This is a genomic window from Ligilactobacillus acidipiscis (genome assembly GCF_900116935.1).
GTDB lineage: Bacteria > Bacillota > Bacilli > Lactobacillales > Lactobacillaceae > Ligilactobacillus > Ligilactobacillus acidipiscis.
In genome coordinates, this window is the sequence record NZ_LT630287.1 from 2,106,801 (window position 1) to 2,119,974 (window position 13,174).

At 37.6% G+C, this 13,174-nt stretch carries 11 protein-coding genes; 4 read left to right on the forward strand and 7 right to left on the reverse strand.

Annotated features, from left to right (window positions below):
* Nucleotides 1-37 precede the first annotated feature (37 nt).
* The 6 genes from BQ5903_RS09860 to BQ5903_RS09885 all read right to left on the reverse strand — a co-directional run bounded on the left by BQ5903_RS09860 (nucleotide 38) and on the right by BQ5903_RS09885 (nucleotide 4,745).
* On the reverse strand, nucleotides 38-973 hold the full coding sequence (locus tag BQ5903_RS09860) for a 2-dehydropantoate 2-reductase (protein WP_010498566.1): 936 nt from the start codon (nucleotides 971-973) through the stop codon (nucleotides 38-40).
* A gap of 201 nt (nucleotides 974-1,174) precedes the next feature.
* Nucleotides 1,175-1,420 carry an MFS transporter gene (locus tag BQ5903_RS12580; RefSeq protein WP_079579438.1) on the reverse strand — a complete coding sequence of 82 codons (246 nt, stop codon included), beginning with the start codon at nucleotides 1,418-1,420 and terminating at the stop codon, nucleotides 1,175-1,177.
* Between the two features lie 260 nt (nucleotides 1,421-1,680).
* Nucleotides 1,681-2,079 (reverse strand): MFS transporter, encoded by a 399-nt coding sequence (locus tag BQ5903_RS09870; protein WP_010498568.1) that lies wholly within the window; start codon nucleotides 2,077-2,079, stop codon nucleotides 1,681-1,683.
* A gap of 142 nt (nucleotides 2,080-2,221) precedes the next feature.
* Nucleotides 2,222-3,121, reverse strand: a complete 900-nt coding sequence (locus BQ5903_RS09875) for a methyl-accepting chemotaxis protein (RefSeq protein ID WP_010498571.1) — start codon at nucleotides 3,119-3,121, stop codon at nucleotides 2,222-2,224.
* Nucleotides 3,122-3,476: 355 nt separating this feature from the next.
* A complete protein-coding gene (locus BQ5903_RS09880) occupies nucleotides 3,477-4,094 on the reverse strand; it encodes a methyl-accepting chemotaxis protein (RefSeq protein WP_056988085.1) in 618 nt (205 codons plus the stop codon).
* A gap of 183 nt (nucleotides 4,095-4,277) precedes the next feature.
* Entirely contained in the window at nucleotides 4,278-4,745 is a 468-nt protein-coding gene (locus BQ5903_RS09885) for a hypothetical protein (RefSeq protein ID WP_056972755.1), read from the reverse strand.
* 350 nt (nucleotides 4,746-5,095) lie between these two features.
* On the opposite strand from BQ5903_RS09885, the gene BQ5903_RS09890 reads away from it, so the two are divergent.
* From BQ5903_RS09890 to BQ5903_RS09905, 4 genes are all read left to right on the forward strand, one after another.
* The gene (locus tag BQ5903_RS09890; protein WP_231920846.1) at nucleotides 5,096-5,893 is read left to right on the forward strand and encodes a glycine betaine ABC transporter substrate-binding protein; all 798 of its coding nucleotides are present in this window, start codon (nucleotides 5,096-5,098) and stop codon (nucleotides 5,891-5,893) included.
* Between the two features lie 418 nt (nucleotides 5,894-6,311).
* Nucleotides 6,312-7,622, forward strand: a complete 1,311-nt coding sequence (locus BQ5903_RS09895) for an IS1380 family transposase (RefSeq protein WP_079578404.1) — start codon at nucleotides 6,312-6,314, stop codon at nucleotides 7,620-7,622.
* Between the two features lie 428 nt (nucleotides 7,623-8,050).
* Entirely contained in the window at nucleotides 8,051-9,955 is a 1,905-nt protein-coding gene (gene asnB / locus BQ5903_RS09900; protein ID WP_231920943.1) for an asparagine synthase (glutamine-hydrolyzing), read from the forward strand.
* Nucleotides 9,956-10,420: 465 nt separating this feature from the next.
* Complete coding sequence (locus tag BQ5903_RS09905; RefSeq protein WP_079579441.1) at nucleotides 10,421-11,587, forward strand: IS256 family transposase; 1,167 nt, start codon at nucleotides 10,421-10,423, stop codon at nucleotides 11,585-11,587.
* A 436-nt stretch (nucleotides 11,588-12,023) separates the two neighbouring features.
* Here the strand turns inward: BQ5903_RS09905 and BQ5903_RS09910 are convergent, their stop codons facing one another.
* Nucleotides 12,024-13,067, reverse strand: a complete 1,044-nt coding sequence (locus BQ5903_RS09910; RefSeq protein ID WP_010498604.1) for a LysM peptidoglycan-binding domain-containing protein — start codon at nucleotides 13,065-13,067, stop codon at nucleotides 12,024-12,026.
* Between the last annotated feature and the right edge of the window lie 107 nt (nucleotides 13,068-13,174).

Genomic DNA, 13,174 nt, shown 5'->3' on the forward strand with positions numbered 1-13,174 from the left:
CCCTTTTCACTACACGTTGGGTAACTTACTATTTCGCTTATTTGGCTCCTAACAGTTCTTCTTTAGCATGGATCATTTCAGTGATCAAGTCACAGTATGGCGTGGGGACACCATATTTACGCCCTTTGCGCGAAATTGCACCGTTAATATAGTCTATTTCTGTCTTCCGTTTGTTTTGAATCAGATCCTGATACATGGAAGGATAGTGTCCTGAAATTGAAGGGTCATAACACGATTCAACATGTGCGATCAATTCATCAACATCCAAATCAATTTTTTCAACCTTTGCGACTGCTGCAAACTCTTTCACGATCGTAACGACGATCTGGTGCGCTGTGCTAGTAGCACCGAACTGTCCCATATTGCAATCAAGCAAAGTCGTCAGACAATTCATCGTCCCGTTCACGCAAGCTTTACGATAGATCGAATACAAGATATTGTCTGAATAACTAGCATTCAAGCCAGAAGCTGATAAAAATTCAGCCAGTTGCTTGGCGTCATCTTGTTTTCCATCTCCAACGTTTTCCAATTCAACTGAACCTGAGCCAAATAATTTAACTTTTCCTGGTCCTGTTAACCCAGCAGTCCACATCGTATTTCCCAAGAAAATATTATCTCGCTGGACATATTTTTCTAAAGTTTCCACGTGTCCTAGGCCATTTAAGAGACACAATACTTTCGTCTGTTCACCGAGCACACCTTGAATATCATGCAGCATTTGTGCTAACTGCATTGATTTAGTAAATACGACCACTAAATCAAACTTCTCAGCGCGGCCAACTTCTGCTTGCAACATAACCGGTAACTTAACAGTAACATCCTTACCATTATAATTAGCTTGTAAACCATTTTCTCGAATAGCATTGATATGCTCTTTCCATCCATCGATCAAGGTTACATCAACTCCGCCTTGAGACAGCATTAGTCCAAAGCGACTTCCCATTGCTCCTGCACCTGCAATAGCAACTTTCACCTTTAAGACCCCCAATTACATATTTTTTAACGTTGTTCATTATACACTCAATTTCACTGGTAAAAAAGACAGCTCTTCCAAGGCCGTCCTTCTCATTGACCGTTTTGTTGGAATCAACTAACCGGAAACCGTAATACTAACATTATCACCAGCTGCGAAATAAAAAAGGCAATAAAGGTTTCCGAGTAACTTAAGAAGTTATCAAGTACACCACACCCCTAAAACTGGTCCTAATGCGCTCCCTAACGTATTAGATAAACTTCCTAATGACTGCACAAAACCATGGTGTTGTCGCTCTGAATATTTGCTTAATAATAAGGGGATCATGGGTGTGACCAAGATCTCATTAGTAGTCAGAATAACAATACCCAAAATAAAGCACCAATACTGACTTGCACCGAAAACTATCAAAAACGAACTGCCATACAAAAACAAGCCAAGTAGCAGACAAAAACGTTCGACCCCCGGTTTATGTGGAAAAACTTATTAAAAGCGGTTGGAAAATAATCACCTGCCTAGTAGCTATTGTGAACAACAAACTATATTTCTGAACTGGTATCTCTTGTGAAGTCATCAGAGCTGAAATATTACTTTCCCATTGTTCGTAACTAATACATGTCAAAAACATGAAGGACCAAAGGAGCGCAATACTAGCACGTTTCATTTCAGTGGGAAAACGTGCTCAACGAGCTTTTCATCTCCCGCTTCTAAATGATCTTGGTTTTTCGGCAAAGAAAAATAACGAACAAAAATAAATAATCCGCCAGTAAAGCTGAGCGCCAAAGCCCTTGCCCAGCTCCATATAAAGCCAAAAAAGTGATCAGAAAGGGCCATTTAGGAAAAAGTGCCAGTAAGAACAAGAAAAAGATGGCCAGAGTCCCACCAATATAAACCAAAGCTTCTGGTTGCCACACATCAAATAAACGACCACCTAGCAAATATCCGACTGCGATCATCCCTGAATATAAAAGAAGTACATAGCCAGCAGTTACCAGACTTTTATGTAGATCATTATGGATATAAAGTGTAATGATTGGGGTGATCAGTCCACTTCCCATAGACAGTAAAGTATTGATCGATAAAAACATTTTATTTCTGATCCGCAATAAAAGACATCCTCACCCAAAATAGGCAACAATGCTTTAGCTTATCACACTATAGATAGTTCACCGGAGAGTTTTAAATACTTGAACTTGTATGATTACAAATAAAAAGCTGGATCATTGATCCAACCTCTATCTTTACTTATTATTGATCATGTTTTACTTTAAATAACTGACTCAATAAGGCTACATTATCCTTGATTTTTTCAGAACTTGCTTCTAGTTCATACAACGAATCTTGATTTTGCTTAAAACCATTTAAAGCTGAGTCGATTTGCTCACTAGTCTGCTTGGAGGTTTTATCAAGACTTTCAACTTCATGTAAAATATTTTGCAAAGTTTCTCTAATACTCTCAGAAGATTGATCCACATCTTTAGATAACTTACGCATTTCTTTGGCAACTACTGAAAAGCCATTGCTATTTTCGCTTGAACGAACGGCCTGCAAAGCCGTATTGACAGCCAAAATATTAGTATGGTAGGCAATCTCATGCACGGTTTTTGTAATTTGCCCAATTTCAGTTGTATCATTTTTCAACGCACCAGTGTTTTCCAAGTTATCAGTCGAGCATGATTGCATGGAAGCCATCATGCTTTTCGTCTCACTCATATGCTTCATTTGAGAATCATACATTTGTTCGATTGCATCTGAAACTGAAGTAATATCAGTCAACGCCTCATTAATGGCTGAAGTACTCTTTGTTTTATCAAAGCAAATTTTGCAAACTCCTGTTAACTTATGGGTCTCATCGTGCAAAGGAAAATAGTTGGCTTCCAAATATATTTTCTTGTCTCCCTTGCCTTTTCTCAAGACTTGGTCTTGAAATGGCTGTCCTGCCAATAAACGATTCCAAAATTCGGTATAACTTGCACTATTGACAAAAGAGTCAAAACAAAGGTCTGGGTGTTGCATTGTCAATAATTCTTCTTTGGAATATCCCATTGTTTGAGCGAACAAATCTGTCACATAAGTAATATTCTTTCTTGTATCAAAAATTACTACAGCTAAATTCTCAGCCACAGAACTTAAAAAATCTGAACTCATTCCCAAAATTATTCTCCTCTTTCCATTTACTTTTCCACCGAATGTATTATCGGCTATTTCTGTCAAAGTTAAAGTACTATTATTACTTTTAAGGTAAAAAAATCTATCAAAGTAATTAAACATTTCACTTTGACAGGTGAAAAGATTTTAAATTAACGTATGTGCCCACTGCGATTCCTTTTCAAGAAAGACTGCACGAACCTGTTTCTTTATCGCTCGACATCTAATAGATCCAAGTTGCTTTTCATTATCTTTTGAAAATCAAATAATAAAAAAAGCTGAGTCACTGACCCAACTTCTAGTCTTACTTATTCCTTTTTTAAAACCCTTAAAACTTAGTATAATTGCTTAAAGTCTAGTATGCATCTTGATCAATAACATTTAGTTGATGTAAAATATTCTGGACCGTTTCTCTGATGTCCTTTGAAGATTGATCGACATCCTTAGATAACTTACGCATTTCTTTGGCAACAACAGAAAAGCCGTTACTATTTTCGCTTGAGCGAACAGCTTGTAGCGCCGTATTGACAGCTAAAATATTAGTATTATATGCGATTTCATGCACTGTGTTAGTGATTTGACCAATTTCGCCAATAGACTTGATCAGAGTTGAAGTACTTTTAGTTTTATCGAAACAAACCTTACAAACCCCCGTTAAATTATGCGCCTCATCGCGCAAAGGAAAATAATTAGCCTCTAAATAAACTTTCTTGTTTCCCTTACCTTTTCTTAAAACTTGATCTTGAAAAGTCTGCCCAGCTAATAAGCGCTTCCAAAATTCCGTATAACTTGCACTATTAACAAAAGAACTAAAACAAAGATCTCTGTGTTGCATTTTTAACAATTCTTCTTTGGAATATCCCATTGTTTGAGCAAATAAATCTGAAGCATAAGTAATATTTGTTTTTGTATCAAATGTTACTACGGCCAAATTTTCAGTTACAGAACTCAAAAAATCAGAACTTGTCTCCACTATTATCCACTTCTTTCAATTTACTTTAGTTAGCTCCAAAATAGTTCTTTACCACTCAGGTATTATATCGGACATTTCCGTAAAAGTTAAAGTGGAATTACCCATTATTATTACATTTAGAACAAAAAAGCCTATCAAAGTGTGCAACTAGACCACTTTGATAGGCAATAAAATTTCACTTTTTTATTTTTCGATTTGGGCTTCAGATGGTAATTTCTGTTGTAAGAAACTTATCAAATCATTCAGCGACATTTCAAAAACTAATGCATGTTGCCGCTGCGATTTCTTTTCAACAAAGGTTGCCACGATCACATTTCTTTCTTGATCAACATCTACTGGTTGCAAGTTGACCTTTATTATCTTTTGAAAATCCAATAATCTTGTTAACAGATTCGGCAGCAGGACCCCATGGTCTGTCAGGCCATTACGCCCAGCAATAAATGTCAAGATCACTAGAGCAGACATCATCATTAAAAAGAGCACTGAATGCCCAAACGTCTGCATTAGCGGACTCAAGAAGCCTAACAAGATCATACCACCCAAAACAGGAGAGAAATTATATTTGGCCTTGCGTTCTAATTGGGATTGAAAATAAACACGACGTACTAACGAGAAAAACAGCAGAACAGCCATCACTATAATAATTAGCAAACTATCTAACCTCCTTTTTGGTCTTGCTTAATTTTTAATTCGTGTTCATTATACCGCACTCATGTATAATTTCCATCTTCGAAAACTCAATACCGCTAATACTTGTCCATAAGTCGCCAGACGATACTATCCAATTAGCAATTAAATATTTTTATATGTTAATTATTTAACAAAGTTAAAAATTTACGTTAGAGTGAAATAAAGGCTAGTAATTAACTCTTGTTTGGAGGTTTTATTTTTGAAACGGAACGCTGGTAAGTTATTATCACTGTTGTTGATCATGCTCTCAGCTTTTTTGTTAGCAGCTTGCAGTAGCCAACAAGCAAAAGCGTACGATCCTGATAAAAAAATTGGGTCCGCAATTAAATTATACGGTCACCGGGATCGATGCTTCTTCTGGTGAGATGGGTAAAGCAAAGAAAATGCTGACGGCTTACGGTCTAAAAGAAAAAAATTGGCAGTTAATGCCCAGTTCAACAGCAGCCATGGTCAGTACTCTAGGTAAAGCAATAAAAAATAAGGAGCCGATCGTTGTAACTGCCTTTCAACCCCACTGGATGTTTGCGAAATACGATATGAAGTGGTTGAAGGATCCCAAAAATATCTTCGGTAAAACTCAGCATTTTAGTACTGTTGCACGAAACGGCTTGCAAGAAGATAATCCTGGTGCCTATAAACTATTACAGAATTTCCATTGGACGATCAGTGATTCATACTCAACTATGCTAAAAATCAATGGTGGCATGAAATCTAATAAAGCAGCTAAACAGTATATCAAAAGCCATCCTAAAAAGGTAAACGAAATATTGCAAGATGTGCCAGTTGGTCATGGTCAAAAAATCAAGCTAGTTTATACACCTTACGATTACGAACGTGCCGTCACTTATGTAGTCAAAAACTTATTAGTTCAAAAAGGTTATCAAGCTACTACTCAACAATTGGATGTTTCCATCATGTGGCAAGCACTAGCTTCTAAAAAAGTTGATGCCACGATGGTCGCACAACTTCCAGTCAGCCATGCTGCTTACGCGAAAAAGTATCGTGGTCAAGTTGATGAAGTACGCATTAATTTGCCACATGCTCGCATCGGACTAGCAGTGCCAACTTATATGAAAGATGTTAATTCAATCGAAGATCTGAAAAAATAATACCTGCCTTGAACCTGTTTATAGCAACAGGTTCTTTTTCTGTAATTAAAAAACCTTCATCATTTTATCAAAATATCTTTTGAAATCTATGATCAAATTTTTTGTTATGAGCATTTATTCCACAGACTACTCGCTTGAAAATATTCAAATATGTAAGACTTATCAATACAGGATAGCCAAATAATTTAATAAGTCTAAAATTCTGATCAATAATTTTAAACTCCAGGCATATTTTTTCTTAGAAAATCTAATCCAGATTTTTTCCTGAATTATTCATACTTTTCCCTTAAGGACTACTTTTTGTTGTTGTCATGCTAGTTCGCATCTTTTTCGTTTTTCACCTGTTGGGTGTACAAAAAGAGCACATCCTGTGCTATTGTAAAGTCGATGAAAACCACAAAGAACAGGAGTGCTTCTTATGTCAACTTTACATCATGAAAAACTTTTATTCAATGACCAGATCAACATTTCTAATGACGGTGGTGAGTTAGCGAACGATGCCGGAACTTTATTAATTGCTGAATTTCTGCACCAAATTCACTTTGACCAGCTCTTAGAAGATAACTTGCATTTTAAAGATGACCGTAAATATTGTACCTTTCCCTTGAACAATTTATTTAAGCAGTTGCTGTTGCAATTGCTGGCAGGATACTGCCAAGATCAGTCGGCTAATACCTTGTCACACGCCGTTGATTTTAAGCTGGTCTTGTCTCAAGCGGTCGCTTCCCAGCCGACACTTTCACGCTTTATCAATCACATTTCAGCGTCTGGGCTCTTTTCAGTCAAATCATTGCTCGGCTCGGTAGCTCACTTTGTTCTTGGGCAGCTAAATCAACATCAGCTGATCCTTGATCTAGATTCGACACATGCCGATACGTTTGGTGACCAAGAAAAGAGTGCTTATAACGGTCACTACCAGACCAACGGTTATCATCCTTTACTAGCCTTTGATGCTTTATCGGGCTGCTTGTTGAATGCTCAATTACGCCCCGGCAATCGCTATACTTCCCAAGGTGCGACTAAATTTTTATTACGGAGCTTACGGGCCTATGACGGATCTTCCCTGGATGTCTTAGTGCGGGGAGATTCTGGTTTCGCAGCTCCAGGGATCTACCATGCGTGTGATAAAAAGCAGGCTAAGTTCGTGATTCGTTTAAAAGCGAACTACCAGCTCCAAAGTCGGGCTGAGCACCTGATCCAAGTGGGTGACCAGGACTTCACCGAAGCTGAAGTCCAATGGCATGTCCTGCGAGACTATTGTCCTCAAAGTTGGTCACGACCTTATCGTGTGATTATTAAATCAACGCGGCCGGCGGGCAACTTTCTGTTTGACCATGAGTTTATCGTGACCAACTTGGAAGAATTAAGCGGTCCACAAGTCTTTGCCCTCTATCACCAACGCGGTTCCATGGAAGACTTGATCAAAGAAGTTAAACGTGGCTTTCACTTTGATAAAACGGACAGTTCTAGTTTTGAGGCCAATGAGTTCCGGATGCTGGTAGCTGGGGTCGCTTATAATATACTGCAAGCCATGAAGAACTTAGTTTTACCAACAAAGCTTAAACACGCTCAGGTCGGGACGATCCGTTTTAAATTACTCCATGTGGCAGCTAAGGTCACGCACCATGCGCGTCAAGTCTGGGTCCATTTATCTCAGACCAATGTGTTCGATAAATTATTTTGGCAGACACTGTTCAAGATTCAAAATCTAAAAATATATCCGCTGTGAACTCACAAAATAAAAAATGTTTTTCTTAGGGAAAGGGTGAAGTCTGTCCTTTTTTAAACAGTCCGACAACAAAACTAACAAAAAGCTGCTTTTTTTACACACTAAAGTAACTTTGCACAAAGTTTTAACTGCAACGAAAAGTATGAATAATTCAGGTTTTTAGCTACTATTTAAGATTTAAATTCAAATCATTGAAAATTTTTACTCAAGGTATGATAATAATCCAATAGAATAATGGGATAAGCAAAATAATTTGCTTGTTAACCATTTGTAAAATCTGTAATTATTCTGTAATTTTTAGCAAGTTAGGCGTATAATCAGGGGTTGTTAAACAAACAGTTCGACTGTTTACATTTTCTAAGGGGGAAATTTTTTTGTGTGGAATTATTGCTTTTAGTGATCCGCAAGTGGATCACTAAGAAGAAACAATCAACTCAATGATGAAGCTGATTCAACACCGTGGTCCTAATATCGACGGTTGTGGCAACTTTACGGACGATAAGGTCGCAATGGGATTTGTTCGTCTGAGTGTAATCGACCTAAAAAGTGGTGCTCAACCCTTATATAATGAAAATAATTCAATTTTGGTCACTTTTAATGGTGAAATCTATAACTATCAATCTTTAAGAAAAGAATTAATTAATGCCGGCCACGATTTTAAGACAGCCACCGATACTGAAGTACTGTTGCACGGCTACGAAGAGTGGGGTATGGCAGGTACTTTAAAGCGAGTTCGCGGTATGTTTGCCTACTTTATCTATGATACTAACAAGCAAACCATGTATGGTGCACGTGATTTCTTCGGGATCAAGCCTTTATATTATTATTTACAAGGCGAAACATTTATTGTCGGTTCAGAGATCAAGTCATTCATGCGTCATCCTAATTTCAAAATGGAACTGAATAAAAAGGCTGTTAAACCTTATTTAATGAACCAGTACAATGACTTAAAAGAAACGTTATTTAAAAACGTCTACCGTTTTCCTGCTGGCCACTGGTTCGAGTATTCTAACGGTCATTTAACAACGCACAAGTATTGGGATGCCCAATACAACATCGATGATAATCGCAGCGAAGAGGAAGTTATCGATCAAATCGATAAGACAGTCACTGAATCTGTCAAGCTTCACAATATTGCTGACGTTAAAGTTGGTAGTTTCTTGTCGGAAGGTGTTGATTCTTCCTATGTCACTTCCGTCTTGAAGCCGCAAGAAGTCTTTAGCGTCAATTTTGCCAACGGCCCTTTCGATGAAGCAAGTGTCGCAAAAGAGTTGGCTGATGAAAACGGCCTGAACTTTAACGTTGAAACAGTTGATGCCAAGGAAGCCTTTGATGATTTTCCAGAAATGCAGTATCACTTGGATGAACCAGATGCGAACCCCTCAGTAGTTCCATTATGGTATCTCTGTCGGCTAGCTCGTCGCAAGGTCACTGTGGCACTTTCAGGTGAAGGTGCTGATGAATTATTTGCTGGGTATGTTAACTATGGGATGCATTCTAAAAATGATACCATTAAATCAATTGCTTCTCGACTACACAACTTACCCGAAAAGAAACGTCAACGTGCAGCCAAAATAATCAAAAAAATGCCAAACTTTCCAGGTAAAACACAGCTTTACACTTGGGCGGCTGAACCATCTAATTATTATACAGGCGAATCATGGATCTATGATCCAACGCAGCCTTCGATTTTCACATCAAATCAGGCTAACCTGGTACTTCAGGGTGACTATCAAAATAATCTGACTATTAACAGTATCTACCAGGATGATTTTGGAAAAGTCAAAGATGTCGATGATGTTAAACAAATGCAATACATTGACTTACATCACTTCATGTTTAGCGATATCTTACAGAAAGCAGATAAGATCTCAATGGCACATTCGCTCGAATTGCGGGTCCCATTCCTTGATCGTAAGGTTGCCGAAGTCGCCAACAACATCCCGACTAAAATGTTGTTGAACAAAAATGGCTCTAAGCAAGCTTTCCGAAAGGCTGCTTTAAGGCACCTACCAGAAGACTTCGCTAAGCGTCCAAAACTGGGGTTTCCTGTCCCAGTCAAAGATTGGTTAGAGGAAGAAGAATACTGTGACCAAGTTCGAGACCTCTTTGAAGAAAGTTGGGTCAACGAGATCTTTAATCAAAGACAGATTCTAAGACTGTTGCAAGATAACTATGAAGGCAAGATCAATGGTCGGAGACAGATCTGGACGATTTACACTTTCTTAGTTTGGTACAAACTATTCTTTATTGATTTTGATAACACAGTCAAAAAATATGGGCACGCTCAACCTGAAGTTCAAGCCTTAATGGATAGCGGAAAACTGGTGTAACTACAAATTACAAAGATAATAGCACAACTAAAATAAAGATCTTGACTGAGTACTCAATTTCAACCCTTTTAGGGGCTGGAACAAAACTACTGGATTCTAGCTTTAAATACAAGAACTACATCATAGGATGAAAGAATCCCACTATGATGTAGTTCTTTTTTGCTACAAGATTATTTTCCTTTTAATGCTAGTTTTGTCCCAGACTTTTTGTAAACAATTCATAGAAATAAAACAAAAATTTAGGATGTAATTGTTAGTCTGATTTTTAAAACTGTCAGGAAGTCCTTTTTTAGTATTTACTGAATGTTTAAATTATACGTTTCACTTATTTATTTTTTAGTTTTAAAAGTTTATGAAAGAGAGTATAAAATAGTTTGTGTAAATGAATAAAAGTCCTGTTGAAAAGGGAATCCCTTCCCCGTATGATTAAATCATCCAAATCAAACCAAAACGGAGGGATTCCCCATGGATCAGTTTACCAAAAATCTATTGTCAAATGGCGATGTTAAAGAACTTTTTCGTCAACAACTCGAAACGGCTATTAATCACATCTTGCAAGCTGAACTGACTGCCTTACTTGGTTATGATCCTTATGACCGCAGTGGCTTTAATACTGGCAATTCTCGTAATGGCCAGTATTATCGTTTAATTGACTCTGAATATGGTAAGTTGAAAATTGCTGTGCCGCGTGACCGTAAAGGCCATTTTCATAACCACCTGCTTCCAGCTTATTCTCGTCGTCAGGACGCTTTAGAAACAACAATCATTCAGCTTTATTCCAAGGGCGTTACGACCCGTGAAATTGCAGATTTGATTGAAAAAATGTATGGCTCTTATTATTCACCTAGTACTGTTTCTAATATCACTGCTCAGGTAACAAAACAGATTGAAGCTTTTCATCAACGAACTATTAAGGCAAACTATGTTTGTCTTTTCTTAGATGCAACTTACTTACCTTTGCGCCGCGATTCAGTTCAAAGAGAAGCGGTCTATATTGCTTTAGGTATTACATCTGTCGGCATCAAAGAAGTTCTTGATTATCGAATCGCTCCAAGTGAAAATACAGGAGTTTGGTCAGAAATGGCAGAAGATCTTAAAAAACGTGGATTAGAACAAGTCCAGTTGATCATTGCAGATGGAATGGTTGGTCTGCAGCCAGCATTATTGCACGCTTTCCCGAAAGCTAAATTTCATAGATGCCTAGTACATGTTATGCGCAATATTGGTTCGCATGTGCGTTTAAAAGATCGTGAGGCGATCTTAAATGACTTTAAAGAGTTGCATTCAGCGACCGATGTAACTGCAGCACACAAGATCTTAAATGATTTTTATGGTGCATGGGGGAAATCGTATTCCAATCTGATCCAGCAACTTAAATCCATTGAAAATGAACTATTAGCTTTCCTGAGTTTTCCCCCGGCCATTCGACCAACAATTTATTCAACCAATATCTTAGAATCACTGAACAAAAGAATCAAACGCAAGACCAAACCAAAGGAACAATTTCCAAACGAAAAATCTTTAGACAATTTCATTGGAGTTCAAGTCATAAGCTATAACGAAAAGTACTTCAATCGTAGCCATCGCGGATTTGGTCAAGTCAAAGACACGTTAGAATCACTTTTCGATTAATACTTTATTTTGCCAGGAGAAGGGATTTTCATTTACACAAACTTCTTGACACTCCCCTGGTTAAAAACATACCCAAGAAAACTATTAAATGAAACTAATAAACAGGTGGTAGTTAATTACAAAGATTTTTAATGACTTTTGAATAGATACAATACTCTATAAAAGTTGAAACGAAGCTAGTTTATATTGTTAATACTATTTGTACATGGAAAACACCCCTTTTTATTGTTTTAGAAGCTTATATGATACAGAAAGCGGCTTGCTGTCTACATAAAGATAAAATGACCTGTCGGCAAAAGTTAATACCTTTACCGTACAGGTCATTTTTACATTAAAACTAATTTTCGCAGCGTCACAAAAAAAGCCACCATCCCACAAGAAAATAGTGACTTCTATAATTGTACAAATGTTGAAAAGCTTAATTAAAGCATACTTTTTATCTCAACCGCACCGCATAGCTTGGACCCCAGTACTTAAGATTAGAAGTAGCAACGCCATCACGCGGATTTTCAGCAGAAATAAAATTACCATTACCAGTAGCAATACCAACATGACCGCCACCATTAGTGATGATCAAATCTCCTGGTCTTGCTTGGCTCGTAGAAATACGTGTTCCTGCGCTAGCTTGTGCTTGACTTGTACGCGGCAAGCTCTTGCCGTATTTAGAATAAACGTATTGAACAAAGCCTGAGCAGTCAAAACCTGAAGGTGTTGTTCCACCATAAACATAAGAAGAACCAGTAAATGATTGAGCATAACCTACAACAGAACTATAGTTAGCAGCGTTAACATTGTTATTCTGTGTTTGAGGTTGTGATGCTTGGCTTCTAGCATAACTTTGATTGCTGTAATTAGAACGTGCTGTATTATAAGTAGTAGAAGCAGAATTGTTTTGAGCAGCATAGTTATTAGCAGCTGGCCTTGCTTGAACTTGCGCAGAAGGCGTTGACTGTTGTGCTTGGTCCTGAACTTGCGTAGTAGTAGCAGTTGCTTGTTGTGATTGCGTCTGATCCTGAGCAACGGTAGGTTGTTGTACTTGAGTAGCGGCACTTTGTGTTGCATTGCTATTGATCACTAACTTTTGACCAATCTGTAGCGCAGAACCTGTTAATGAATTAGCTTGACGAAGTGCAGCAACCGAAACACCATGACTTTGGGCAATCGTGTACAACGAATCCCCAGATTTTACAGTATATGTAATATTTGTTTGAGGTGTACTTTGCTTAACCGGAGTCTTTACTTCATTACCTTTGTTAGGGATTTGAACATTTTGACCAACGTTAATTAAATGTGAACCTGTATTAATATGGTTCAATTGTTCAATAGACTTAATTGAAACACCATATTTTTGAGATAAACCCCAAACTGTATCGTTTGAAACGACCTTATGTGTTGTTGATGCACTAACACTAGCCGAAGCTACAAATAAGCTGGCTGCACCAACAGCACCAAGTAGAACTTTTTTTGCTGAATTATTCAAAAGCACTCGCTCCTTAGTTGTTATTTTTTTCACATCATCTATTGTAACGCATTTATGAAAAATGTCTATAATATTTTTGTTACATTTTTTAACCATTTGTAATAATC